Source organism: Pseudomonas sp. JAI120 (assembly GCF_014207255.1).
Lineage (GTDB): Bacteria > Pseudomonadota > Gammaproteobacteria > Pseudomonadales > Pseudomonadaceae > Aquipseudomonas.
In genome coordinates this window covers 81,576-105,215 of the sequence record NZ_JACHCZ010000010.1, presented here as the reverse complement: position 1 = coordinate 105,215, position 23,640 = coordinate 81,576, and the positions used below count along the sequence as shown (strand labels likewise).

The following is a 23,640-nucleotide window of genomic DNA, read 5'->3' as shown; positions in this document are numbered from 1 at the left end:
TCTACAGCAGCCTCATTTGCTGTCAAGTGATTATTTTCAGAAGCTTTCGAAGATTTCTTCAACAACTTCAACCACTTGCGCTTCCGATCTCTCGTCAGCGGGAGGCGAATAATACAGTATTGAATTGCGTGGTCAACCCCCTTCTGGAAAAACTTTCCTTAACAAAAGCCCCACACACCACGACGCAATAAAGGCCTTCTTATTAAAGGGGGCGTCATTGCTTCTATATAGAAGGTGTACTTGGCCAGCAGCCAAGAACCACGGCCGTGTTGTCAGTGACATCGAACCGTGAAGTCAGGCCGGCCGCATACGGGTTCTCATCAATACTGCAGAACATCCGAAACCCGGTACGCACCAGGTCTTTTTTTTCACGCCCAGAACAGTGATCATCGCCCTCCGCCCCGAACCCTGAGGAACCGACACCATGGAATTGACGCTGGAAGCTGTTGCGCTCTTTGCACTCAAGCTCGTGCATGAGGAGGACGGCGGCAGCCCGGTGTTGAGGGATGACCTGGTGATGGATGGGTATGAACGGGAGGTATTTGGGTTGCTGGTGCGGCAGGGGGATCTGTCGGGAATTCTGCTGAAGATAGATGAGTGTGTGGTGCAGGCGCTGACCACTTTGGGTGGCGCCGATACGGTGCTGGGGCGTGAGTTGCAGTGGTTGTCTAGCGACGTACAGCAAGTCAGCACGCTGGAGGAACTCAACCCACCGCTCGTGGCACTGAAGGACTACCTTAAAGCCATCCAATAACCGACTCACCACAAGGACCGTCACATGATCGACTTCAACAACAAAGGCTTCTTCAAACTCAAACAAAACAACGAATACGCCGAACGCGTCGCAGCCCTGCTGCTGGACGGCGAAGAAGTCGTCGACGCCTACAAAGCCATGCGCGACGGCGTGGTATTCACCACCAAACGCATCATCGCGGTGAACGTGCAAGGCATCACCGGCAGCAAGAAGGACTTCACTTCGCTGCCGTACAAAAACATCGTCGCGTACTCGGTGGAAACGTCCGGGACGTTTGACCTGGATTCGGAACTGGAGATTTACTTTTCGTCGCTGGGAAAAGTGAAATTTGAGTTCACCGGCAAGACCTCGATTGTCGAAATCTCCCGCCTGATCTCCAAGCACCTGCTGACTTGATCGGCGGGCTTGCTTCAGGAGATCACCGATGACGCTGACTGATCGTCATCCACGCTGTTGAACCGAGCCCGATTAATCTGCCACGGCAATGCCGGCTGCGAGCGGACTTTCTAGTGTTTGCCACGATTGAAGAAGTGCGGTTACGCCATCACGAACTGGTTAAAGTAAACCGCCGCTGACTACACACAACCTCGTCAAACAAGTTGAGAAAAACCATACTCAATAGCTGAAGTTTCCCACATCCACCATCGAACAAAGCCAACTCCCCCCCCCTTTGCCCCACCTCGTAGGCTCACTCCCCCCACACAAAGAAGCGAGCCAGGCTGCTTTTAAGAAGAGTCACCATCACAACCCGACTACGTAAACGAAAGAATCCAGTTATCGAAAATCTTGTGGAAGGTAATCAAACCACACCGAAAATTCTGGCGCATTGCGCTCAATAGTTGATCAAGTTCGCAGGCCACCTGGTTGAAGCACGATCAGACGAAGCCCCTGACGGAGAGCGCTGGAAGTATCAAACCTTCAGGCCCTTCCAGGCGCAGCATCCGCATTTGTTCGGCCGTCCACCTAGCCCTCTTTCGCCTCACTCCCCTCCCCCACAATCAGAACCCGATTCGCCGGATCCGTAATATCAAACACCTGCTGCGCACACGAGGAAGGTTTGAACTGGAACTCCACCAGATACACCTTGCCCTTTTCAGGCTGGAAGCTACTTAACAGAGGCCCGCAAATGGCGTAGATGCCAGGGCGTGAGTCGGTGGACGAACTGGCGACGGTCAGCTTCTTGCCAGGATCTGCCTGGATCTCCAACTGCGGGAAGCGCTTGAACCCCGCGCTGGCTACGGTCTGGTTGAGCTTTGCAATCCAGTTGAAGACGCGGCCTTCACCTGTATCCATCACCGTGCCCAGGGTTTCCATGCGTTCATCGGGGTCGCCTTCGCGGCGTATCGAGAACTCGACGGGAGCGGTGCCGCCGTAGGCTTTCATGATGACTTTGGCGTGCTCAGCATCGACGGCCACGGTTTTCTGGCGCAGTTGAATACCATCCTTGAGCAGGCTGGGGGATGAGTCGCGTTGGTTGGATTGGCAGGCGCACAGGGCCAGGGCGAGGGAGAGCAGTGCGATTCGCTTCACGGGAGGATGTCCTTATCAGGGTGACAGATCATGAAAACTGGACCAGTGATTAAACAAAATGTTCCGCAGTGGAGCGACCGCGATGCAGGGGCTCGACAGCTCCCACATTTGAGCCGTGATCGCTTCAGGCCTCGTTAAACACCAACCGCGCGCACAACCCGCCCTGCTCCCGGTTATGCAGCGCCAGCCGGCTGCCGATCTTGCCCACGATCATCTCCACAATTGCCAGCCCCAACCCTGCGCCATTGGCATTGCCACGGCTGTAGAACCGCTCGAACAAACGCCCCATTTCCGCCTCATCAATGCCCGGCCCCTGGTCCTCCACGCTGAGGCAATGGGCACCAATCACTACTTTCACTTCGCTGCCCGGCGGGGAGAAGTTGAGGGCGTTGGTCACCAGGTTTTGCAGGGCGATGGCCAGTGCTACCGGCTCGGTTTCGATCCAGCAGTCTTCATCCCCTTCCAACACCAACTCCACGCCTTTTTCCATGGCCAGCGGTGTCAGTTCGGCGAGTTCTTCGCGCACCAGCTCGGTGAGTTGTACGCGGCTGCGCTTAGGGTTGTTCAACTGCGGCTCGATGCGCGCCATGGTCAGCAGTTGGCTGCCAATGCGGGTGGCGCGGTCGACGCCGTTGACTAGGAAGTCCAACGCTTCGCGCCGCTGGGCCTCGGTGCCGGCACTTTGGGCGTTTTGCGCGTGGATGCGCAGGATTGCCAGAGGGGTGCGAAGTTCGTGGGCAGCGTCAGCGATGAAACGGCGTTCGCGTTCCAACAGGTCATCCACTTGCACCAACAGCCGGTTGAGCGCGGTTTGCATCGGCTCCAAGTCGCTGGGCAGCGGCTTGAGGTGCAGCGGTTGCAGGGTCCCGGCAGTGCGCCCGCGAATCTTGCGGGCCATGGCGCGCAAGGGCTTGAGACCCCAGCCGATCACCAGCCAGATCAATACAGTGAGCAGCGGCACGCCGATCAAGGTGGGCCAGAGGGTGTGGCGCATGATGCGCTGGATCACGTCCTGACGAATATCGTCGCGCTCGCCCACCCAGATCAGCAGGCCCTGTTGCGGGTCGGCAAGGAGAAAGGCGCACCAGTCGTTGCCGTTGTCCAGGATGTCGTGGGAGCCGAGGGTAGCCGGCGGTGCGGCCAACACTGGCGCTTCGGCGGAGCGTACGAGTAATTGGCCGTCGCTGCGCCACACCTGGAAGGTCAACCGCGTTTCATAAGGGTGGGCGACACCGTCCTCGCCGACACGGCTCATCGCTTGATCGAAGGCCTGGTACAGGCGGTCCCAGTCGGCTTCGCCAGGGTCGCGCTGGCGCAATACGCCTTGCAACAGGCGCGCGCTTTGGGCGAGTTGGGCGTCGTAGACTTCCTCGATTTCGTGGTGGCTGTCGCGCAATACCAGCCAGCTGATCAGGGCGTCGCCCAACAGGATCAGCACCAGGACAGGGATGAGGATGCGTGCACGCACGGAGGTCATGGTTTAAGCGCCAGTACATAGCCAACACCGCGCACGGTGCGGATCAGCTCGGTGGATAACTTTTTACGCAGGTTGTGGATCAACACTTCCAAGGTGTTGCTCTCGACCCGGTCCTGCCAGCCATACAACGCGCGGGACAGGCGCTCGCGGGTCACCACTTTGCCGGGGCGTACCATCAGTTGGTGCAGCAGTTGGTATTCCATGGGGGTGACGATGATGTCTTCATCCAAATACCGCACTTGCTGAGTGGCCGGATCGAGGCTGACGCCGGCATGTTCCAGCATCGGTTGCGCGCGGCCCTGACTGCGGCGCAACAAGGCGCGCACGCGGGCCTTGAGTTCTTCCACATCGAAGGGTTTGACCAGGTAGTCGTCGGCACCGGCGTCCAGACCGGCGATGCGCTCGGCGGTGCCGTCGCGGGCAGTGAGGATCAACACCGGCAGGTCGTGCTGCTCGGCGCGCAGTTGCTGCAACAAATCCAGGCCATCGAGGCGCGGCAGGCCGAGGTCGAGCAGCAACAGATCGAAGTTTTCCGTGCGCAGGGCATACAGGGCCGCAACGCCATCCTGCAGCCAATCCAGGGTGTAGCCTTCAACGCCCAATGCCACGCGAATCCCTTGGCCAAGGGCACGATCATCTTCGACAAGGAGTAGGCGCATAGCAAAGTCTCTGTGGGAATCGGCGGCATCATGCCGGGTTCTGGCCGAGGCTATTTCGGCAAAGATGTTACCGCGCGTTGCCAACTAAGGTTGCGCTAAGGTTGATTTTGCATTGTGAAATCTCCCACATCTGCTGAGAGCTTTTCCATGCGCAAAATTCTCCTGCTGTCCCTGATTATCGCCAGCCCCCTGGCCGTTGCCGGTCCGCAATGCACCACCGCCGAACGCTCGCAATGGCAAGACGAAAAAGCCTTCCAGGACAAGCTCAAGGCCGAAGGCTACGAGATCAGCAAGTTCAAGGTCACCGACGGCAACTGCTACGAGATCTACGGTTTCGACAAGGACAAGCGCAAGGTCGAGATCTACCACGATCCGGTGACCGGCAAGGCTGTGAAGACTGAGATCAAAGGCTGATGCCAGGCGAATCCCTGCGCCTGTGGGACCCGTTGGTAAGGCTGTTTCATCTGTCGATCGCCGGGGTCTTTGTCGCCAATTACTTCTTTAACGAAGCGGGCGATGACTGGCATGTCTGGCTGGGCTATTACGCCATGGCCTGGCTGCTGGTACGAACGGTGTGGGGATTCATCGGGCCGCGCAGCGCACGCTGGGCGGACTTCTGGCCGACCCCGAAACGCTTGAAAACCCATCTGCGCTCGCTGCTCAACCGCCGCCCGCAGCATCGCCTGGGCCATTCGCCCATCGGTGCGCTGGTGATGCTGTTGATGTTGCTGGCGTTGCTGACCATCGGCATCAGCGGCTTTTTGATGCAGGAAGTGGATGCCCTGTGGGGCGCCGATTGGCCCCTGCAAATCCATGAGACCGCCGCCAATGTGCTGCTGGGCCTGGTGTGCATCCATGTGCTGGCCGCGGTGTTTGAAAGTATCCAGGTGCGGGACAACCTGCCGCTATCCATGCTCACCGGTCGCAGGAAGCGCCTGCCGGATGAACGTGCGCAGTAATCCTTTTCTCGACAGGTCCTCTATGCGCTCCGCCTTACTGATCTGCAGCCTGCTCGCCGTCTTCGTGGCCGCGTGGCTAAGCCACCCGCCCCATGTGCTGGCCCCCTTTGCCCAAGTGGCGCCGAACACCATGAAGGTGGCGGCGGCACCACAGTACACCAGCCGTTTTGTATCCTCGCAGCTCACTGACTTTGTGCATTCATCCTCTGTTACCGCCCTGCCCGGTGGCGACCTGATCGCAGTGTGGTTTGCCGGTTCCCGTGAAGGCGCCGCCGATGTGCAGGTGCGCACCGCACGCTTCGATGCACGCAGCGGCGAATGGGGCACCGAGCAGGTGCTGGCCACGCGGGAAAGCACCCGCGACGGCACCCAGCGCTATATCCGCAAACTCGGCAACCCGGTGATCGCCCTGGGGCCGGATAAACGCCTGTGGATGTTTTATGTCTCGGTGTCGGTCGGCGGCTGGGCCACCAGTGCGATCAACCTGATGGTGTCGGATGACCTCGGCACCAACTGGTCGGCGCCCCGGCAATTGGTGACCTCTCCGTTTTTCAACATCAGTACGCTGGTGCGCGCAGCGCCGGTGTTCCACGCCGACGGCTCCATCGGCCTGCCGGTGTACCACGAGTTCATGGGCAAGTTTGCCGAGTACCTGTACTTGAGCGCCGACGGCGCGGTGATCGATAAATTCCGCATCAGCCGCGGCAAGAACTCCCTGCAACCGACCATCGTGCCGCTGGATGGCAAGCGCGCGGTGGCGATGTTGCGCTACGCCGGCGACACCCACCACCGCGTCCTGGCCAGCCGCACCGAAGACGCCGGGCAAACCTGGAGCGAGCCGTACCCGCTGGAACCGGCCAACCCCAATTCGTCGTTGGCGGCGGTGGGCACGGTAGATGACGGGTTACTCGTGGCCCTCAACGACCTGCAGGATGGCCGCTTCAAGCTCAGTCTCTACGGCACCGACGCCCAGCTCAGCCAATGGCGCACCGTGGCGCAACTGGATGAATCACCCGACCCGCTCGGCCAACCCTTCTCCCCCGAGGCCTATAAAGAAATCATCGGCGAAGGCTTCCGCGCCTCCAGCGGCGCCAAACGCCTGCCGCTGGAACAGCGCTTTCTCAGCAACCTCGACTACCGCGTGTGCAAACCCCGGGGCTGCGATTTCGAATACGAGTACCCGTACTTCAGCCGCAGCCCGGACGGCATGTACCACTTGGTGTACTCGTGGAATAACACCTTTATCAAACATGTCAGCTTCAACGAAGCCTGGCTGGCGGAACGTCTGTGATGGTTTCTCTGTGGCAGGCCCATTTGAGTTTTGTGCTGCTGGGGTTTGTGCTGTTAAGCACGCTCAGGTTTACCGCACCCTGGCGGCCATGGCTGCTGCCGGCGCTGGTGGCGGTCAGTTTTATACCGGTCAACGAGCTGCCGCTGGCGGCGTATGTGCGCAGTTTTACCGATGACCTGGCGATCAGCACATTGGTGTTGTTGGCCTGGGTCGTGCTCAGCCGTCTAGGCGTCGTGCAGCCGCTTGCTCGCCGGCATCAGGTACAGATGTTGCTGCTGTTTGGCCTGTTGAGCCTGGTGTTGTATCCGGCCACGTTGGGCCTGACCTACTTCGACCCGTACCGTTGGGGCTACAACCCGCGGCCGATGATCGTCCTGGCGGCGGCGGCCGCACTGTTGATGTTGTGGCGGCGTAATACGCTGGCGGTGTTGATGTTGGCGATGGGCACGTTGGCTTTTGCGTTACGGCTCAAGGCGTCGGAAAACTATTGGGATTATCTGGTCGACCCGTTGCTGACCGGTTACTGCCTGATCGCCGGCGCGGGGCTGCTGATCAGCGCCGCCTGGCGCCCTCTTTTGAAATGGCACAGGGGTCAATGATGAGTGCGTTGCAATCACGCCGCCTGCGCTACGGCGTGGGCGCGATCGGGTTGGTGTTTGTGTTGCTGGCTGCGTTGCGGCTGGTGTTTGTGCTGGGTTTTTCCGGCCTTGACTTGAACACTCCGGCGCTATTGGAAACCCTGGGTATCGGCCTGCGTTTCGACCTGCGCCTGGCGGTGTTGATCCTGCTGCCTCTGGCCGTGGTGGCATGGTTGCCGCGCTGGAATCTCACCACCCTGCCGGCCCTGCGTTGGCTGGCGCGCGGTTATCTGGTCATCGCACTGGCAGTGGTGGGGCTGGTGTACATCATCGACTTCGGCCACTACGCCTACCTCGGCGTGCGTATCAATGCGACGGTGCTGCGCTACCTGCAAGACGCGCAGATTTCCCAACAGATGGTGTGGGAAACCTACCCAGTGCTGTGGATAACCGCTAGCTGGCTCGCGGCGGTGGCGCTTTGGGTCTGGGCGTTGCTCTGCCTGGAGCGGTTGACCCTGGATCGAGCGCCCGCCGCTATCAGCAAGCCGACACTGACGGTGGTGAGTGTGATGGGCGTCGTCGCGGTGCTGCTGGCCCTGCTCGGCCGAGTCGCCCATCTCAACCTGGAGAACCCGGTGCCCCTGCGCTGGAGCGATGCGTTCTTTTCCGGCAACAGCCAACTGGCCGCCGTGGGCCTGAACCCGGTGCTGTTTTTGTATGACACGCTCAAGGTCGGCCAATCGCAGTTCGATGAAGCCCAGGTTCGCGAGTATTACCCGCACGTCGCCCAGTACCTGGGCGTGGCCCAGCCCGATGCCCAGTCCCTGAACTTCATTCGCGAACAAGGCGTACAGCCCTATCGACTGGCCGGCGAGCGCCCGCCCAACGTGATTTTCGTGATGCTCGAATCCCTCGGCACCAGCGCCGTGGGTGCCTATGGCAACCCGCTCAACCCCACGCCGAACCTGGATAAACTGGCGACGCAAAGCTGGTTCTTCAAACACTTCTACGTCCCCGTCACCGGCACAGCCAAAACCGTATGGGCCAGCATCACCGGTGTGCCCGACGTCACCCGCCAGGAGACCGCCACGCGCAATCCGCTGATCACGCGGCAACACACGTTGATCAATGCATTCGAGGGCTACCAGAAGTTCTACATGATCGGCGGCAACGCCGGCTGGGCGAATATCAATGCACTGATCCGCCAGAGCATCGACGATGTGCAACTGTTCGAGGAGAGCGACTGGCAATCGCCACGGGTGGACGTGTGGGGGATTTCCGACCTGGACCTGTTCAAGGAAGCTGACGGACTGTTAAGCGCGGTGCCCAAAGACCAGCCGTTCTTCGCCTATCTGCAAACCTCCGGCAACCATCGCCCCTTCACCATCCCCAAGCACAACGATGGCTTCCAGCTCAGCGACGTGACGCTGGAACAGGCCCAGGCCGCGGGTTCCCGCAGTGTCGAGCAGTACAACGCCGTGCGCCTGCTGGACTACAACATCGGCCGGCTGATGGACATCGCCAAGGCCGGCGGCTACTACGACAACAGCATTTTTGTGTTCTTCGGTGACCACAACACCCGCATCAGCCAGATCCCGCACATGGCGCCGGCCTTCGAACAGCTGGGCCTGGAAAGTAACAACGTGCCGCTGTTGATCCACGCCCCCGGCCTTGAGCCCCGGGTGATCGAAGAAGCGGTGGGGCTGGCCGACCTGCTGCCCACCGTCGCCGGCATGGCGGGCGTACCGTTTCGCAATGGCGCGATGGGCCGGGACATCCAGCAACCGGCGCCCGAGGGCGAACGCGTGGTGCCGCTGGTGTTGCGCGAGGGCACCTTCCCGATCATCGGCGGCGTGACCCAGGACTTCCTGCTGCAGATGCAATACGACGGCAGCTCTCCGACCTTGCATGACCTGGCATCACTCACCCCGCGTGACGATGTGGCCGCGCAGCACCCCGAGGAATTTCAGCGTTTGCAGGCGCTGACCCGTGGGCTGCATGAAAGTGCGCGGTTGATGCTGTTCAGGAATGTGCGTGAGTGATTACTTGGGCTGGAACGTCTCAAGGTACGCCAGGATGTTGTCGATTTTTTCCGGGTCGCTGATGCCCCAGAAAATCATGCGCGTACCACTCACCACCTTTTTTGGCGCTTCGATATAGGCCGCCAGCTTGTCGCGAGTCCAGACCACGCCGGAGTTTTTCATCGCGTCCGAATATTGATAGTCGGCGGTGGTACCGGCGGGTCGGCCGATGATGCCGTTGAGCTCCGGGCCAAAGCCACCGCGCGCGCCTTCGCCGACGCTGTGGCAGCCGCCGCAGGTCTTGCTGAAGAGCTTGGCGCCAGCCTCGGCATCGCCGGCCGCATTAGCCGTGCCGGTGTTGAGGATGAGCGCGAGGGTCAGTAGGACGTACTTCATGGGTGACTCCACATCGGGCGTTGCCGGCGATTATGCCTGTTTGTCAGGTGCGCATGCCCATCCAGATCACCGCTTCGGTCCACGCCGTAACCACCGGCGTCAGCGCACGAAACCAAGGGTCGCGAACATCAATCTGCGCTGCCGAGTGATCGTGGTGGTGTTGTTCTTCTTCGACGATGGAGGCAATGGCCGCCACGGCCAGCGGGTCTACGTCGCGTAAAGCGTGAAGTTGATGAGCCAGGTGCTTGAGCACCACGCTTTCCACCGCCACGGTGGTGGTGGCGATAGCCTTGCGCCCGCACACCCCGGTGAGCAGGCCCAGCACCAGCCCGCCAAGGCCACACAGCCAGTAGCTGCGGCAGCGTCGGTAGCCTCGCCGTTGCAACTCAGCCTGAAACACGGCGCGGTGGCGGCGCTCGTGGGCGAGGAACTCCTGGAGCTCCCCCACCATGCCGGGGGCGAACAACCGCGCCATAAACAGCTGGCCACTGTAGATACAGATCGCGCCATGTTCGCCGGCGTGGTCGACTTTGATCATGCGGTTACCCAGGTTCGGGTCGATCAAGGGGGCAGCGGAAGCGTTCACGGTTGACGACCTTGTGCGAAGGCCCGTGGGGTTCGGGCAGATCCTGATTGCAGAGCGCCGGTATCGTGCCGTACCACCGCGCAAATGCGCAACCTAGACCCTCGAATCGACCACCCATCGCCCCGTGCAGATCCAATAGAACCTATCCAACCCTATTCCACTCCACCCTACTGAACCCTGATGGTGGAGTAACGATCATGGCTCAGCCATCGATTTTGGTATTGGAAGACGACGAGATCATTCGGTCGTTGATGGTGGATGTACTGGAGGATTTCGGCGCGACGGTGACCTCTTTCCCTTCGGCCGATGAAGGGATGATTTACCTGGAGCGTGGCGATGACCCGGTGGATTTGATTGTCAGCGATGTGCAGATGCCGGGGTTGCTCAACGGTTATGACCTCAGCCGGGTAGTTGCACACCGCTGGCCGTCGGTGCCGGTATTGCTCACCTCGGGAAACGCCAGACTCGCAGAGCAATTGGGAGGCTCCGTGCGGTTCCTGCCCAAGCCGTGGAGCACCGAACATCTACTTGAGTGCGTGCAAACCGCGTTGACCCAGCAGGGGTCGTCCATGCATTGATAGCGTCGCGATATCATTTATGCCGAACTTCACAGCTGGCCTTATGGTCACTTAATTAAGCAGGGAGCGACTTTTCTGATCCACTGGTCAGCCTTTTCGCTTTGTGCGTTCAGCTGATGCTTACGTGTTGTGTAGAATCGTCGCCTTTTTTAACGCGTCATTCATGGCCGAAAGGCCCACAGTTCGAGCTCATTGAATGCATTCACAGGCCCATGATGGTGGTACGCCCTCATTGCTGGAAGCGTTGCGCGCAGGCACTGGCCTATTGCACGTAGCGCTGGAAAAACGCCTGCCGTTTTTTTCCGAGCACCTGGATGCCGGCTGGTACCAGCGCTTGATCCAGGCGTATTACGGGTTTTATGGGCCGATGGAAGCGGCGCTGTACGGCTGCGACTTCATCCCTGAAGGCTTCGACCCGGCGCTGCGTGTGAAAACACCGACCCTGTTGGACGATCTTCACGCCCTTGGCCTGGATGCCCCCGCGATCAATGCCTTGCCACACTGTGTGCAACTGCCCTCCTTCGACACCCCCGCAGCCTGCCTCGGCGCCCTGTATGTGCTGGAAGGCGCAACCTTGGGCGGCCAGGTATTGCGCCGGGAAATGGCCCTGCGCCTGGATCTGGACGCCGATAACGGCGGTGCGTTCCTCGATGTATACGGTGCCGAGACCGGTCGGCGCTGGAAGGATTTTCTCGACTATCTGGGCCGTCAGCCGCTGGACGCGCCAGCCAAACAGCGTGCGGTGAACGCGGCACGTTCGACATTCAGCTGCTTTGAGCAATGGCTCGACAGCCAGGAGGTACTGCTATGAAACCCGAAGACTTTGAAGAGCTGCTTGCCAACTGTGCCGACGAACCCATCCGCTTTCCGGGGGCGATCCAACCCCACGGCGTGCTGCTGACGCTGTCGGAACCCGACCTGAACATCATTCAAGTCAGTGCCAACATCGCCGCTTTGTTCAACCGCGACCCCGAGTCGTTGCTGGGTCAGCCGCTGCACACGCTGGTGGGTGCCGAGCATGCCCAGGCCGTGCAGGTCATGGCGGAACACAACAGTTTTGTCGATGCGCAGCCGCTGCATGTCACGTTCAACGGCGCCGAGTTCGAAGGCCTGTTGCACCGCCATCAGGATGTGCTGGTGCTGGAGTTCGAGCCGCGGCTCAAGGACTTCCGGCCACGGGCGCTGAAGGGGCGCAGCAGTGACCTGGGCAAGATGCTGCAACGGTTGCAGGCTGCGAAAACCCTGCAAGCGCTGTACGAAATCAGCGTGACTGAAATCCAGGCCATGACCGGTTACGACCGGGTGTTGATCTATCGCTTCGAAGAGGAAGGCCATGGTCAGGTGATCGCCGAAGCGTCGGCACCGTCCATGGAGTTGTTCAACGGCCTCTTCTTCCCTGCGTCCGACATCCCGGAACAGGCCCGCGAGCTGTATCGCACCAACTGGCTGCGCATCATCCCGAACGCCGCCTACGAGCCGGTGCCCCTGCTGCCCCGGTTGCGTCCCGACACCGGCGAGCCACTGGACTTGAGCTTCGCCACCCTGCGCAGCGTGTCGCCGATTCACTGCCAGTACATGCAGAACATGGGCGTGTTGTCGTCCATGAGCATTTCGCTGATGAAGGGCGACAAACTCTGGGGCCTGATCAGTTGCGGCAACCGTGAACCACTGTTGGTGCCCAATGACTTGCGCATCACCTGCCAGACCATCGGCCAGGTGTTGTCATTGCAGATCAGCGCCATGGAAGCCCTGGACCTGAGCCGTCAGCGTGAGGAAAAAGTTGAGGCCTTGGCGTTGCTGGATAAAGCCATGAAGGCGTCAGAAGAAAACGTGTTCGACGGCCTGGCCCAGCGCGGTCAGTTGCTGATGGACCTGACCTTGTCCAGCGGCGTGGCGATCATCGAAGACAAGCAACTGCACCGCTACGGCAACTGCCCGGAACCCGCTCAGATCCGTGCATTGCACAAGTGGTTGCAAGACAGCGGCGAGCCGGTGTTTTCCAGCCATAACCTTGTGTCGGTCTACCCGCCAGCTGCCGAATTTCAACAGGTGGCCAGTGGTGTCCTGGCAATGAGCCTGCCAAAGCCTGTGGATAACGGCGTGCTGTGGTTCCGCCCGGAAGTGAAAGAGAGCATCAACTGGAGCGGCGACCCGAACAAGCCGCTGGCCCTGGAAAACTCCAACGCCGGCCTGCGCCTTCGCCCACGCACCTCGTTTGAAATCTGGAAAGTGGAAATGGCCGGTATCTCCACCAAATGGAGCCACGGCGACCTCTTCGCAGCCAATGACCTGCGCCGCTCGGCCCTGGAAAACGATCTGGCCCGCCAGGTGCTGCGCGAGCAACAAGCCGTGCGTGCCCGCGATGACCTGGTGGCGGTGGTATCCCACGACCTGCGCAACCCGATGACGGTAATCTCCATGCTCTGCGGCATGATGCAAAAGGCTTTCAGCTCCGACGGCCCGCACACATCGCGCCGCATTTCCTCGGCCATCGACACCATGCAACAGGCCGCCGGGCGCATGAACGTATTGCTGGAGGATTTGCTCGACACCTCAAAAATCGAGGCCGGACGCTATGTGGTCAAACGGGTGGCCCTGGACGTCAGCCAAATGTTCGAAGAGGCCTATTCCCTGCTGGCGCCACTGGCGATGGAAAAAGGCATCGACCTGTCGTTCAACGCCGAGCCTGGCCTGCAGATCAACGGCGACCCGGAGCGACTGTTTCAGGTGCTGTCGAACCTGATTGGCAATGCCATCAAGTTCACCCCGCGCCAAGGCCATATCGGCATCAGCGCATTGAGCAATGGTGAAGAGATCGTGTTTTCGGTGCGCGACTCCGGTGAAGGCATTGCGCCTGAGCAATTGCCGCATGTGTTTGATCGCTACTGGACCCAGGCCGAAAACAACCCCACCGGTACGGGTCTGGGGCTGTATATCACCCAGGGGATAGTCCAAGCCCATGGCGGCAAAATCGTTGCCGAGAGTGAAGTCGGACGTGGCAGTGAGTTCCGCTTTACCGTGCCGAGGGTGATCGAGGACTCCCATACCTGACCGCTCCTGTGGCGAGCCTGCTCGCCACGCAAAAATGGCGGGAGACGTCTGAAGCCGGTTGCCAACCGCCGTCATATCTTGCAGCAGGGCGTTTATAGCCCACCTTCTCCAGGCTCTATAAGTTTGGCGCCACTTCGCGCCAAGGGGCGAAGTAACCCACGACTAATAGAGAGAAGGACACGTCCATGATCAGCTCCATCAACGCCGTACAACTCCCCCCTCAATACCCCACTGCGCCGCAGGATGATGCAACCCTCCAACGCAAGAAGCGCAGCATCGAAGCACCTCAGTCGCAACTGGAGCCTCAAGAAGCCGACGGTTCGGCGCGCAACCGCCGAACCGGAAGTGGCGGCCTGGACAGCCTGGGCAGAGGAAACCTGCTCTAAACCGTAGGAAGAAGGGCAGCACACTGCCCTTCTTCTTTACTGACCGCCCCGCCTTAACAAAACACTGACATCCGTTGCGCTAACCTTGCCGGTTCAACCCTGGCCGGAGCCTTTTACTGCATGCCACACCCAGACACCTTGCCTGCCGTACTCGCCGGACCTCTGCTGCGGCGCCTGGAACCCCGGCGCCTGGTGCTGTGGCTGGTGGGAAGCCGCGCATTGCCCCTGACCCTGAAGCTGCACTGTGCCGAACGGAGCCTGGAAATACCCCTGGGCCAGGACCAGTGCCAGATCGTGCCAGTGGGGCGCCAGGCGTTTATCCATCTGATTGATGTACGGTTGGACGAGGCGCTGCCACAGGACGTGGTCATCAACTATGACCTGCTGGTCGACGATGCCGGCATTGCCGAGTGGGCACCGCACCTGCTGTACGCCGACACGCGATGCCCAAGTTTCGTACTGCACAGCCATATCCATCAGTTGGTACACGGCTCGTGCCGTAAACCTCACCACAAGGCCGACGAAGGCCTGCTCTGCCTCGATCGCCTGCTGGCCGATGCACAGACCCCAGCCGACCGCCCAGCCTTGCTGATGATGAGCGGCGACCAGGTGTACGCCGACGATGTCGCCGGCCCGATGTTGCGGGCGATCCATGGGCTGATTGCGCGTCTGGACCTGTTCGATGAATACCTGGAAGGCGCCGTGGTAGACGACAGCGCCAGCCTCTACGGGCATCACGCCAGCTACTACAACCGCGCGGATCTGCTACCTGCGCTGGACAGCAATGAGACCCTGCGCGAACGTTTTTTTGGTGGCGTGAAAAAGCCGATTTTCACCAGCAGTACCGCCGACAATCACCTGGTGACCTTCGCCGAGGTCATGGCGATGTACCTGCTGGTGTGGTCACCTACCCCCTGGTCACTGATCACCCTACAGCCACCGCAACTGAACGCCGATGAAGCTGCGCGCTATGCCCGCGAACAGGTGCAGGTGGATAAATTTCGCGATGGCTTGCCGGGCGTAGCGCGGGTATTCGCCCATCTGTCCACGTTGATGATCTTCGACGATCACGACATTACCGACGACTGGAACCTCAGCGCGCAATGGGAAGAAACCGCCTACGGCCATCCGTTCTCCACACGCATCATCGGTAACGCCCTGCTTGCGTACCTGTTGTGCCAGGGTTGGGGTAATAACCCGGACGCCTTTGATGAGTTGGTGGGCCACACCCAGGCACTGGCCACCCAGGCGCAGAACAATCACCTGGACGCCCAGGCACAGGATGATTTACTCGCGGCGCTGCTGAAGTTCCAGCAGTGGCACTATGTGCTGCCCACCACCCCGGCCATGGTGGTGCTCGACACCCGCACCCGGCGCTGGCGCAGCGAATTCACCCTAAAGCAACCGTCCGGCCTGCTGGACTGGGAAGCCTTGAGCGAACTGCAACAGGAACTGCTCGACCACCCCTCGGCCATCATCGTCTCCCCCGCGCCGATCTTTGGCGTCAAGCTGATCGAGACCGTGCAGAAAATCTTCAGTTGGTGCGGCCACCCCTTGCTGGTGGACGCGGAAAACTGGATGGCCCATCGCGGCGCGGCCCAGGTGATCCTCAACATCTTCCGACACTCGCGTACACCTGGTAACTACGTGATCCTCTCGGGCGACGTGCACTACTCGTTCGTCTATGAAGTGCTGATCCGCCATCGCAACGCCGGCCCCAGGATCTGGCAGATCACCAGCAGCGGCATCAAGAATGAATTCCCAGCGCGATTGCTGGAATGGTTCGACCGCCTCAACCGCTGGCTGTACTCACCGCGGTCGCCGCTCAACTGGTTCACTCGCCGCCGCACCATGCAGGTAGTACCGCATATTCCGGAGCATGCCGAAGCGGGTGAGCGGCTATGGAATTCGGCGGGGATTGGCCAGGTGTTTTTCAATGAACACGGCCAGCCGGAAACGATTTACCAGCACAACGCGGATGGGAAAGCTCGGACGAGGATGATGGCGCCGAAACAATAGCCTATTGCCACCCCTCTATAACCGGCCATCCGCCCTATTCAAAGCGCACAAGCCCCGTTGTACAGTAGCCCCAGCCACGGAGTATCGGCATCAATATGGCTGGCCCTGGACGCCAGCCCATGCAAGGAGCGCGCAGATGGACGATACCTCCGACGACGGCAACCTGAAGAGTGATTTCTCTCACCTCAACGCCGACATGCTGCATACCGTGCTGGAGCTGGTCAGCGACGGAATCTGGGACTGGAACGCCAATACCGGGTTCGTCTACCGCAACCCAGGCTGGTACGAAATGCTGGGCTACCCCCGCCACTCCCTGGAAAACAGCGTGTTCACCTGGGAGAACGTCATCCACCCGGAAGATTATCCCCAGGTGATGACGCTGTTCGATGACTACATCAACCGTCGCGCCCCCCATTATCAAATCGAATACCGTTGCCGCAAAAAAGATGGCAGTTACCTGTGGATCGAAGACCGGGGCTACGTGATTGCGCGCAACCCCGACGGCTCGGTGGCGCGGATGGTGGGCGCCCATCGCGATATTCATACACGCAAGTGCTCCGTCGAACAGTTGGAGCGGCGCAACCAATCCCTTGAGGCGCTGGTGGCCGAGCGCACGCGCGAGTTGTCACGGGTCAATCAGCAGTTGCAATTGCAGTTGGACGAAAACCGCTCCCTGGCCGAACGGGATGCATTGACCCTCGTTGCCAACCGCTACCGCCTGGAAAAAGTCCTGTTGGAAGAGTGCGACCGCGCCCAGCGTTTTCGCCTGCCACTGGCATTGATCGCGATGGATATCGATGACTTCAAGCCGATCAATGACCAGCATGGTCACGGCGTGGGCGACCAAACCCTTTTGCAGGTAGTGGAATGCCTGGAAAGCTGCCTTCGCCAAGGCGACCTGCTGGCCCGCTGGGGAGGCGATGAGTTCATGGTGGTGCTGCCCAAAAGCTCGCTGGAAACCGCCACGGCACTGGCCGAAAACATCTGCCAGACGATGCGCAAGATTCCGACGCGCAGCAACCTCCACGTCACCCTGAGCCTGGGTGTGGCCGAGCGCCGTATGAATGAGTCCCCCGCCGCCCTTATGGCACGTGCCGATCAGGCGCTGTATCGCGCGAAGGCGGCGGGCAAGGATGGGGTGTCGACGTAGCATCGACGGGGCTACGACGTTGCCAAAAACGAGCTTTTGGCAACAGCTCCTTCCGATTTGGAATGACCCGGCGACTTTATTTCGTTTGCGGCAGGGCCTGGTCCACGGCTTAGATAAAAACACGCCCGCCACTGCCGAGTCCGAGATTCATGAGCCGCGAAACCATCAGCCAGTCGATTTCCATCGTTCATCCCATCAGCCTCAGCCATGGCAGGAACGCCGAGGTATGGGACACCACGGGCAAACGCTATATCGATTTTGTCGGCGGGATCGGCGTGCTCAACCTTGGCCATTGCCACCCGGGTGTGGTGGCGGCGATTAGTGAGCAGGCGACGAAGTTGACCCACTATGCATTCAACGCGGCGCCCCACACACCCTACATCGAACTGATGGATCGCCTGACCAGGTTTATCCCGGTGGACTACCCCGTCAGCGGCATGCTTACCAACAGCGGCGCAGAAGCTGCAGAAAATGCCTTGAAGATCGTCCGCGGCGCCACCGGCCGCACGGCAGTGATCGCCTTTGACGGTGCCTTCCACGGCCGCACCCTGGCCACCCTCAACCTCAATGGCAAGGTGGCGCCCTACAAACAAAAGGTTGGCGTACTGCCCGGCCCGGTGTATCACCTGCCCTACCCCAGCGCCGATAACGGCGTGAGCTGCGCTGAAGCGCTGAAAGCCATGGACCGCCTGTTCAGCGTGGAAATCGACGTCAATGACGTCGCCTGTTTCATCATCGAGCCGGTGCAGGGCGAAGCCGGTTTCCTCGCCTTGGATATCGAGTTCGCCCAGGCGTTGCGGCGCTTGTGCGATGAGAAAAACATTCTGCTGATTGCCGATGAAATCCAATCCGGCTTCGGTCGCACCGGCCAGCGTTTCGCCTTCTCACGCCTGGGCATCGAACCGGATTTGATCCTGCTGGGCAAAAGCATCGCCGGCGGCGTACCGCTGGGTGCGGTGGTCGGGCGCAAGGCATTGATGGATAACCTGCCCAAAGGCGGGTTGGGCGGGACGTACTCCGGCAACCCCATCGCCTGCGCAGCGGCGCTGGCCACCCTCGATGCAATGACCGATGAACATTTGCAGGCCTGGGGCTCGCGGCAGGAAGCAGCGATCGTCGGCCGCTATGAAGCCTGGCGTTCGCAGCACCTGTCGCCGTACCTGGGCCGCCTGACCGGCGTCGGTGCCATGCGCGGCATCGAACTGACCAACGCCGACGGCACGCCCGCGCCCCGGCAACTGACCCAATTGCTGAGCCTGGCGCGAGACGCCGGGTTGCTGTTGATGCCCAGCGGCAAGTCGCGGCACATCATCCGCCTGTTGGCACCGCTGACCATTGAGGCTGCGGTAATGGAAGAAGGACTGGATATTCTCCAGGCGTGCCTCAAGCAGTTGGTTTAACCACCCGCCTCCGCCGGTCGGCAGCCTTGCTCCGCGATAAGGGCATTGTGCTGCCTTGACCTGACCTCCCTCCCCGCTGAAAATGCGCGACGCTTTTTTGTCTCCCGTTTACTGAAGTAGTGAAATTTCAATGTCCGATTCTTACACCGAACAATCCGCCGAAGAATCCGTAGTCGCCTTGCACGCCAAAGCTGAATACGAAAACGCCATCAATCTTTCACAGCATGTGCCAGCCGCCAAGATCATCAGCGAGATGGTGCTGGACGCCTTTCACACCTCCAAGGAAAGCGACCAGATCCGCGAACTGCGCGTCGCCATCCGCCAGGCCCACGACGCCTTCGACGACGACAAGGCCTACGACCTGATGGGCCAGCTCAAGCAGCTCAAGGACGCCGAAGCCGCTGACAACATCGCCCTTGAAGACCTGAGCAGCAAGTTCTCCATCAGCCGCATCCTGTCGAGCTTCAAGGATGATCCGCAGTTTCAGGAGCTGGTCTACGGGCTGGCCCTCAAAGTGCTGAACCAGTCTCACCAGGCCATCAGCAACCCAAGCGCCGGCAAAGGCAAGGCTGCTCGCCCCAAGAAAGAAGCCGAAGTGTTTGTGATCAGCAAGGACGGCATCAGCGTCACCCTGCCGCTGCGCACGCCACGCTCGCGGTTAAACGTCGACCGTGAGGCGTTCGAATTCCTGGGTTTCAGCTTTGTAGGCGAAGGCGATGAAGCCGAGCTGGAGGTTGAAAGCTTTGTGGATAACGCCGGCGTTGAGCAGCCGCTGAGCCGCAAGAGCGTGATTACTGCGCTGCAACAGCAGACGGCGTTTGAGGGTTACAGCATCGCGCAACAGTGATACCACTGAACTGAATGCGGGAGGGAGCAATCCCCTCCCACATCGGCGCTAGACCGTCGCCGCAAACACCTCGCGAAACCGCTCCATCTCCCGCTTGCTACCCACCGTCACGCGCACCCACTGCGGCCAGCTTTTCCACACCCGCCCGATCAGTACGCCTTGCGTGGCAAGTTTCTCGATGACCTGCTCGGCCGGTTGCTTCACGTCGATCATGAAGCAGTTGGCCTGGGAGGCCGTGCAGGTGAAGCCACGGCCCTTGAGCCAGGTGATTGTTTCATCGCGCAACTGGGCATTGAGCGCCTTGCGTTGTGGCAGCAGCTTCACATCTTCCAGGCTGGCGAGTCCGCCGAGCAAGGATGAACCTGCCGGCACATTGTCACCGCCGAACACCGCCAGCCGTACCAGCAGCGCCGGGTGGCCGATCGCCAGGCCCAGACGGGCGCCGGCCATGCCGTAGATTTTCGAGAAGGTGCGCAATACCAACAGGTCGTCATGCTCCTTGACCCAGCTCACCACGCTTGGGGTGTCGGCAAAGTCGATGTAGGCCTCGTCCACCACCAATACGCTGCCCTTGGGTTTGTTCGTCAGCGCCTGGCGAATAGCCTCAGTGGAGGTGATGGTGCCAGTCGGATTGTTGGGATTGCATACATAGAGCATCCCCGCCTGGGGATCGGCGGCGAGCATGGCGGGGACGTCATGGGCGTGGTCGGCATTAAGGCCCACTTCGCGCACCGGCGCCTTACCGGACTCGGCGGCCTGGCGCGGTACTTCGTAGGACGGCGTGGCCATCACCAGGCCGCGAGTTTCGCTGGTGAACGCCAGCACCGCGTAGCGCAGTGCGGCCATGGAGCCGGCGAACACCGCCACCTGCTCTTCGGCAATCCCGTGCTGCTGGGCAAACAAGCCGGCCAAGGCGTACATGTGTTTGTACGGATACCGCCCGGCTGTCGCGATGCCGCGCTGCATCGCTTCGCGGGCCGCCGTCGAAGGCCCGTAGGGGCTTTCGTTGTAGTTGAGCAGTACCTTGTCAGCGTTGGCCGGCGCGGGCGCGGCGACCGCCCAATCCAGGCGCCCGAGCAAAGGCAGGGCGGCGCCCAGGGCGAGAAGGGACCGACGACTAACGCTGACCATGGTGACTACTCCTTGTAGGCGGGTGATGGATTCGCACAGCTCGTATAGAAGGGTATGACGAGACAAGGAACGAATGATTTAACCGAGCCGCCATGAAAAAGCCCCGTACGACTTGCGAAGACGGGGCTTTTTCTGGTGCCTGCTACGTATTGGGGTTAGTTCAGCTGTAACTTCCGCTTCAGGCCCTGCATGACCGCTGCTTTGTTCTGCAGGTAGTCATTCAAGCCACGTGCACGCAGGTTGCAGGCATCACATTCGCCACAGCCGGTGCCGATAACGCCGTTGTAGCAGGTCAGGGTCTGCTCGCGGACCAGGTCCAGTTGCTGGTGGTAATCCGCCAGTGCCCAGGTCTCAGCCTTGTTCAGCCACATCAACGGGGTTTCCAGGCGCACGTCGTACTCCATGCCCAGCTTGAGGGCCTGGTTCAAGGCTTTGACGAACTCATCACGGCAATCGGGGTAGCCGGAGAAGTCGGTTTCACACACGCCGGTGATCACCGTCTCGGCCTTAACCTGATACGCGTAGATAGCCGCCAGGGTTAAAAACAGAATATTGCGGCCCGGCACGAAGGTGCTCGGCAGGCTTTCGCCGGAGCTGTTCACGGTCGGCACCGGGATGTTGTCGCGGGTGAGGCTGCTGATCGCCAGTTCGTTGAGCAGGGACACGTCCATCACTTTGTGAACGGTGGCCCCCAGTTGCTTGGCCAGTTGCTGGGCGACTTCGATTTCCGCCACATGACGCTGACCGTAATCGAAGGTGATGCAGTGCACTTCGTCATACAGCGGCAGCGCCTGGATCAGACAGGTCGTCGAATCCTGACCGCCACTGAACACCATAACGGCTTTTTTACTCATCACTTGCTTCCTGCCGGGGTAGGGTTGGGTCGTAGTTTAAAGCTCACTCAATAAAAAACCCCGCGCTTCTTTCGAAGGCGGGGCCTTTTTACTACTCGAACACTCAGTGTGCGTAGGTCAGCAACAGCTCTTTCGGTACTTGGAAATCCAGGGACATCATCACGCTGAGCGCGGTGATGGTGAAGATCGAGAACACGAACAGCTTGCGCGCCCAGACGGTGTCGTCCACCGCCTTGTAGCCGGTCCAGGCCATGTACAACCAGTACATGCCCATGGCCGCGGCGACGGCAAGGTAGCTCATGCCGGCGTAGCCACTGAAGGTCAACATCAAGGTCGCCACGAGGAAGGCCAGGATGTAGAGCAGGATGTGTTTCTTGGCGACCTGGATGCCACGCTTGACCGGCAGGACCGGAATCGAAGCAGCCAGGTAGTCGTTGAAGCGGAAGATCGCGATGGCGTAGGAATGCGGCATCTGCCACAGGCTGAACATCACCAGCAGCACCAGCGCAGCCATGTCGAAGCTATTGGTCACAGCCACATAACCAATCACCGGCGGCATCGCCCCCGACAGACTGCCCACCAGCGTGCCGTGAACCGACTTGCGCTTGAGGTACAGGCTGTAGAGGCCGACGTAGATGACAAAACCGATCACGGCAAACAACGCCGCCAGCGGGTTGGCCACCTGGTACAACAGCGCCACACCGGCAACACCCAGGACGGTCGCGAAAATCAGCGCCAGTTTCAGGGAGATAAGGCCCTGGACCAGCACGCGATTCTTGGTGCGCTCCATCTTGATGTCGATGTCACGGTCGATGCAGTTGTTGAAGACACAGCCGGAAGCCACCACCAGGGACGTACCGATCATCGCAGCCAGGAAGATGGCCAGATCGACATGTCCCTTGGAGGCCAGGAAGAAACCGCCCGCCACAGAAAGCACGTTACCGAAAATGATCCCCGGTTTGGTGATTTGGATAAAGTGCTTAAGCGACATCGGGTCTTACCTCACTTCGCCATCATGAACGTATGGATGCTGAACATGATCCATATCGACAGGCCAACCAGCAGCAGGATTACTATGCCTGCGAACACGAACGCAACCACGTTATCGCGCTGCTCTTTAGAGCGATCCAGGTGCAGGAAGTACACCAGGTGAACCAGAACCTGAATCACCGCGAACGCCAGCACGATCATCAAAGTGATCGACTTCGGCAGGGTCGGGTACATCACCAGACCGAACGGGATGAGCGTCAGGATTACCGACAGGATGAAGCCGATGGCGTACGACTTAACGCTGCCGTGGCTCGCATCATGGCTGTCATGGTCATGGGAGTGTGCATTAGCCATTACAGAGTCCCCATCAGGTAAACAACGGTGAAGACGCAGATCCAGACCACGTCCAGGAAGTGCCAGAACAGGCTCAGGCAGCTCAGGCGAGTCTTGTTGGTGTTGGTCAGGCCGTGTTTATTGACCTGATACATCATCACCGCCATCCACAGCAGGCCGGCAGTTACGTGCAGACCGTGGGTGCCTACCAGCGTGAAGAACGCCGACAGGAAGCCGGAACGGTGCGGGCCGTAGCCTTCGGAGATCAGCAGGTGGAACTCGTTGATCTCCATGCCGATGAAGCCCAGGCCGAACAGGAAGGTCAGTGCCAACCAGCTCAGGACGCCTTTCTTGTTGCCCTTATAGAAGGCCAACATGGCGAAGCCGTAGGTGATCGAACTGAACAACAGCAAGGCGGTTTCGCCGAGCACGTAAGGCAGTTCGAAGATGTCGTGGCCCGACGGGCCACCCGCTACGTTGTTTACCAGTACCGCGTACACCGCGAAGATCGACGCAAACAAGATGCAGTCGGTCATCAGGTAGAGCCAGAAACCGAAAACGGTCATCGGCCCCGAGTCGTGGTGATGGTCATCGTGCCCATGGTCATCGACATGGGCGTGTCCAGCATTGGTCACTAAGTTCGACATGGT

The 23,640-nt window shown here is 60.1% G+C and carries 25 protein-coding genes; 15 read left to right on the top strand and 10 right to left on the bottom strand.

The window, feature by feature from the left end; translation table 11 throughout:
- Positions 1 to 424: 424 nt before the first annotated feature.
- Positions 425 to 754, top strand: a complete 330-nt coding sequence (locus tag HDC32_RS31350) for a hypothetical protein (protein ID WP_131700292.1) — start codon at positions 425 to 427, stop codon at positions 752 to 754.
- Positions 755 to 778: 24 nt separating this feature from the next.
- Positions 779 to 1,150, top strand: a complete 372-nt coding sequence (locus tag HDC32_RS31345; protein ID WP_032885644.1) for a PH domain-containing protein — start codon at positions 779 to 781, stop codon at positions 1,148 to 1,150.
- A 567-nt stretch (positions 1,151 to 1,717) separates the two neighbouring features.
- Here HDC32_RS31345 and HDC32_RS31340 read toward each other — a convergent pair.
- The 3 genes from HDC32_RS31340 to HDC32_RS31330 all read right to left on the bottom strand — a co-directional run bounded on the left by HDC32_RS31340 (position 1,718) and on the right by HDC32_RS31330 (position 4,420).
- A complete protein-coding gene (locus HDC32_RS31340) occupies positions 1,718 to 2,284 on the bottom strand; it encodes a hypothetical protein (protein WP_184746650.1) in 567 nt (188 codons plus the stop codon).
- Between the two features lie 124 nt (positions 2,285 to 2,408).
- Positions 2,409 to 3,761, bottom strand: coding sequence for a sensor histidine kinase (locus HDC32_RS31335; RefSeq protein WP_184746648.1), 1,353 nt, complete (start codon positions 3,759 to 3,761; stop codon positions 2,409 to 2,411).
- Complete coding sequence (locus HDC32_RS31330) at positions 3,758 to 4,420, bottom strand: response regulator (protein ID WP_131700289.1); 663 nt, start codon at positions 4,418 to 4,420, stop codon at positions 3,758 to 3,760. The genes HDC32_RS31335 and HDC32_RS31330 overlap by 4 nt, the downstream gene beginning before the upstream one ends.
- A gap of 147 nt (positions 4,421 to 4,567) precedes the next feature.
- Here HDC32_RS31330 and HDC32_RS31325 point away from each other — a divergent pair, with 147 nt between their 5' ends.
- From HDC32_RS31325 to HDC32_RS31305, 5 genes are read left to right on the top strand one after another with little or no spacing between them, the layout of a single operon-like run.
- Positions 4,568 to 4,834, top strand: coding sequence for a PepSY domain-containing protein (locus tag HDC32_RS31325; protein ID WP_048722823.1), 267 nt, complete (start codon positions 4,568 to 4,570; stop codon positions 4,832 to 4,834).
- Positions 4,834 to 5,379 carry a cytochrome b/b6 domain-containing protein gene (locus HDC32_RS31320; protein ID WP_131700288.1) on the top strand — a complete coding sequence of 182 codons (546 nt, stop codon included), beginning with the start codon at positions 4,834 to 4,836 and terminating at the stop codon, positions 5,377 to 5,379. Before HDC32_RS31325 ends, HDC32_RS31320 begins: the two co-directional genes overlap by 1 nt.
- Positions 5,380 to 5,401: 22 nt before the next feature.
- Positions 5,402 to 6,670: an exo-alpha-sialidase gene (locus HDC32_RS31315; RefSeq protein WP_145338491.1), complete on the top strand. Its 1,269-nt coding sequence runs from the start codon at positions 5,402 to 5,404 to the stop codon at positions 6,668 to 6,670.
- Positions 6,670 to 7,269, top strand: a complete 600-nt coding sequence (locus HDC32_RS31310) for a hypothetical protein (RefSeq protein WP_131700286.1) — start codon at positions 6,670 to 6,672, stop codon at positions 7,267 to 7,269. The genes HDC32_RS31315 and HDC32_RS31310 overlap by 1 nt, the downstream gene beginning before the upstream one ends.
- Positions 7,269 to 9,290, top strand: coding sequence for an LTA synthase family protein (locus tag HDC32_RS31305; protein ID WP_184746646.1), 2,022 nt, complete (start codon positions 7,269 to 7,271; stop codon positions 9,288 to 9,290). The genes HDC32_RS31310 and HDC32_RS31305 overlap by 1 nt, the downstream gene beginning before the upstream one ends.
- Here HDC32_RS31305 and HDC32_RS31300 read toward each other — a convergent pair whose 3' ends face one another.
- Both HDC32_RS31300 and HDC32_RS31295 read right to left on the bottom strand, forming a co-directional pair.
- Positions 9,291 to 9,665, bottom strand: a complete 375-nt coding sequence (locus tag HDC32_RS31300) for a c-type cytochrome (protein WP_131700284.1) — start codon at positions 9,663 to 9,665, stop codon at positions 9,291 to 9,293. It abuts the gene before it with no gap.
- A gap of 43 nt (positions 9,666 to 9,708) precedes the next feature.
- Positions 9,709 to 10,251 (bottom strand): demethoxyubiquinone hydroxylase family protein, encoded by a 543-nt coding sequence (locus tag HDC32_RS31295; RefSeq protein ID WP_311771995.1) that lies wholly within the window; start codon positions 10,249 to 10,251, stop codon positions 9,709 to 9,711.
- A gap of 197 nt (positions 10,252 to 10,448) precedes the next feature.
- Between HDC32_RS31295 and HDC32_RS31290 the strand changes: the two genes are divergently transcribed.
- The 8 genes from HDC32_RS31290 to HDC32_RS31255 all read left to right on the top strand — a co-directional run bounded on the left by HDC32_RS31290 (position 10,449) and on the right by HDC32_RS31255 (position 19,682).
- On the top strand, positions 10,449 to 10,829 hold the full coding sequence (locus HDC32_RS31290) for a response regulator (protein WP_131700283.1): 381 nt from the start codon (positions 10,449 to 10,451) through the stop codon (positions 10,827 to 10,829).
- Between the two features lie 196 nt (positions 10,830 to 11,025).
- The gene (locus HDC32_RS31285) at positions 11,026 to 11,640 is read left to right on the top strand and encodes a biliverdin-producing heme oxygenase (protein ID WP_131700282.1); all 615 of its coding nucleotides are present in this window, start codon (positions 11,026 to 11,028) and stop codon (positions 11,638 to 11,640) included.
- Positions 11,637 to 13,880, top strand: coding sequence for an ATP-binding protein (locus tag HDC32_RS31280; RefSeq protein ID WP_184746644.1), 2,244 nt, complete (start codon positions 11,637 to 11,639; stop codon positions 13,878 to 13,880). The genes HDC32_RS31285 and HDC32_RS31280 overlap by 4 nt, the downstream gene beginning before the upstream one ends.
- A gap of 185 nt (positions 13,881 to 14,065) precedes the next feature.
- On the top strand, positions 14,066 to 14,266 hold the full coding sequence (locus tag HDC32_RS31275) for a hypothetical protein (RefSeq protein WP_131700280.1): 201 nt from the start codon (positions 14,066 to 14,068) through the stop codon (positions 14,264 to 14,266).
- 120 nt (positions 14,267 to 14,386) lie between these two features.
- A complete protein-coding gene (locus HDC32_RS31270) occupies positions 14,387 to 16,285 on the top strand; it encodes an alkaline phosphatase D family protein (RefSeq protein ID WP_184746642.1) in 1,899 nt (632 codons plus the stop codon).
- A 136-nt stretch (positions 16,286 to 16,421) separates the two neighbouring features.
- Positions 16,422 to 17,435, top strand: a complete 1,014-nt coding sequence (locus HDC32_RS31265; protein WP_184746641.1) for a diguanylate cyclase domain-containing protein — start codon at positions 16,422 to 16,424, stop codon at positions 17,433 to 17,435.
- Positions 17,436 to 17,584: 149 nt separating this feature from the next.
- Positions 17,585 to 18,835, top strand: coding sequence for an aspartate aminotransferase family protein (locus tag HDC32_RS31260; RefSeq protein WP_131700277.1), 1,251 nt, complete (start codon positions 17,585 to 17,587; stop codon positions 18,833 to 18,835).
- Positions 18,836 to 18,965: 130 nt separating this feature from the next.
- Entirely contained in the window at positions 18,966 to 19,682 is a 717-nt protein-coding gene (locus tag HDC32_RS31255; protein ID WP_131700276.1) for a hypothetical protein, read from the top strand.
- Positions 19,683 to 19,730: 48 nt separating this feature from the next.
- On the opposite strand, the gene HDC32_RS31250 is transcribed toward HDC32_RS31255, so the two are convergent.
- From HDC32_RS31250 to HDC32_RS31230, 5 genes are all read right to left on the bottom strand, one after another.
- The gene (locus HDC32_RS31250) at positions 19,731 to 20,813 is read right to left on the bottom strand and encodes a pyridoxal phosphate-dependent aminotransferase (RefSeq protein WP_184746640.1); all 1,083 of its coding nucleotides are present in this window, start codon (positions 20,811 to 20,813) and stop codon (positions 19,731 to 19,733) included.
- 155 nt (positions 20,814 to 20,968) lie between these two features.
- Positions 20,969 to 21,667, bottom strand: coding sequence for a 7-cyano-7-deazaguanine synthase QueC (queC, locus tag HDC32_RS31245; protein ID WP_145338499.1), 699 nt, complete (start codon positions 21,665 to 21,667; stop codon positions 20,969 to 20,971).
- A 103-nt stretch (positions 21,668 to 21,770) separates the two neighbouring features.
- Entirely contained in the window at positions 21,771 to 22,658 is an 888-nt protein-coding gene (cyoE, locus tag HDC32_RS31240) for a heme o synthase (RefSeq protein WP_027607620.1), read from the bottom strand.
- A gap of 11 nt (positions 22,659 to 22,669) precedes the next feature.
- A complete protein-coding gene (cyoD, locus tag HDC32_RS31235; RefSeq protein ID WP_065925996.1) occupies positions 22,670 to 23,011 on the bottom strand; it encodes a cytochrome o ubiquinol oxidase subunit IV in 342 nt (113 codons plus the stop codon).
- On the bottom strand, positions 23,011 to 23,637 hold the full coding sequence (locus HDC32_RS31230) for a cytochrome o ubiquinol oxidase subunit III (protein WP_010206435.1): 627 nt from the start codon (positions 23,635 to 23,637) through the stop codon (positions 23,011 to 23,013). The genes cyoD and HDC32_RS31230 overlap by 1 nt, the downstream gene beginning before the upstream one ends.
- Positions 23,638 to 23,640: the final 3 nt, after the last annotated feature.

What these genes read in the sequence shown, in the direction of transcription:
- HDC32_RS31350 (WP_131700292.1), top strand. Translation starts at nt 425, where the DNA reads ATGGAATTGACGCTGGAAGCTGTTGCGCTCTTTGCACTCAAGCTCGTG.
- HDC32_RS31345 (WP_032885644.1), top strand. Translation starts at nt 779, where the DNA reads ATGATCGACTTCAACAACAAAGGCTTCTTCAAACTCAAACAAAACAAC.
- HDC32_RS31335 (WP_184746648.1), bottom strand. Translation starts at nt 3,761, where the DNA reads ATGACCTCCGTGCGTGCACGCATCCTCATCCCTGTCCTGGTGCTGATC.
- HDC32_RS31330 (WP_131700289.1), bottom strand. Translation starts at nt 4,420, where the DNA reads ATGCGCCTACTCCTTGTCGAAGATGATCGTGCCCTTGGCCAAGGGATT.
- HDC32_RS31325 (WP_048722823.1), top strand. Translation starts at nt 4,568, where the DNA reads ATGCGCAAAATTCTCCTGCTGTCCCTGATTATCGCCAGCCCCCTGGCC.
- HDC32_RS31320 (WP_131700288.1), top strand. Translation starts at nt 4,834, where the DNA reads ATGCCAGGCGAATCCCTGCGCCTGTGGGACCCGTTGGTAAGGCTGTTT.
- HDC32_RS31315 (WP_145338491.1), top strand. Translation starts at nt 5,402, where the DNA reads ATGCGCTCCGCCTTACTGATCTGCAGCCTGCTCGCCGTCTTCGTGGCC.
- HDC32_RS31310 (WP_131700286.1), top strand. Translation starts at nt 6,670, where the DNA reads ATGGTTTCTCTGTGGCAGGCCCATTTGAGTTTTGTGCTGCTGGGGTTT.
- HDC32_RS31305 (WP_184746646.1), top strand. Translation starts at nt 7,269, where the DNA reads ATGAGTGCGTTGCAATCACGCCGCCTGCGCTACGGCGTGGGCGCGATC.
- HDC32_RS31300 (WP_131700284.1), bottom strand. Translation starts at nt 9,665, where the DNA reads ATGAAGTACGTCCTACTGACCCTCGCGCTCATCCTCAACACCGGCACG.
- HDC32_RS31290 (WP_131700283.1), top strand. Translation starts at nt 10,449, where the DNA reads ATGGCTCAGCCATCGATTTTGGTATTGGAAGACGACGAGATCATTCGG.
- HDC32_RS31285 (WP_131700282.1), top strand. Translation starts at nt 11,026, where the DNA reads ATGCATTCACAGGCCCATGATGGTGGTACGCCCTCATTGCTGGAAGCG.
- HDC32_RS31280 (WP_184746644.1), top strand. Translation starts at nt 11,637, where the DNA reads ATGAAACCCGAAGACTTTGAAGAGCTGCTTGCCAACTGTGCCGACGAA.
- HDC32_RS31275 (WP_131700280.1), top strand. Translation starts at nt 14,066, where the DNA reads ATGATCAGCTCCATCAACGCCGTACAACTCCCCCCTCAATACCCCACT.
- HDC32_RS31270 (WP_184746642.1), top strand. Translation starts at nt 14,387, where the DNA reads ATGCCACACCCAGACACCTTGCCTGCCGTACTCGCCGGACCTCTGCTG.
- HDC32_RS31265 (WP_184746641.1), top strand. Translation starts at nt 16,422, where the DNA reads ATGGACGATACCTCCGACGACGGCAACCTGAAGAGTGATTTCTCTCAC.
- HDC32_RS31260 (WP_131700277.1), top strand. Translation starts at nt 17,585, where the DNA reads ATGAGCCGCGAAACCATCAGCCAGTCGATTTCCATCGTTCATCCCATC.
- HDC32_RS31255 (WP_131700276.1), top strand. Translation starts at nt 18,966, where the DNA reads ATGTCCGATTCTTACACCGAACAATCCGCCGAAGAATCCGTAGTCGCC.
- HDC32_RS31250 (WP_184746640.1), bottom strand. Translation starts at nt 20,813, where the DNA reads ATGGTCAGCGTTAGTCGTCGGTCCCTTCTCGCCCTGGGCGCCGCCCTG.
- queC (WP_145338499.1), bottom strand. Translation starts at nt 21,667, where the DNA reads ATGAGTAAAAAAGCCGTTATGGTGTTCAGTGGCGGTCAGGATTCGACG.
- cyoE (WP_027607620.1), bottom strand. Translation starts at nt 22,658, where the DNA reads ATGTCGCTTAAGCACTTTATCCAAATCACCAAACCGGGGATCATTTTC.
- cyoD (WP_065925996.1), bottom strand. Translation starts at nt 23,011, where the DNA reads ATGGCTAATGCACACTCCCATGACCATGACAGCCATGATGCGAGCCAC.
- HDC32_RS31230 (WP_010206435.1), bottom strand. Translation starts at nt 23,637, where the DNA reads ATGTCGAACTTAGTGACCAATGCTGGACACGCCCATGTCGATGACCAT.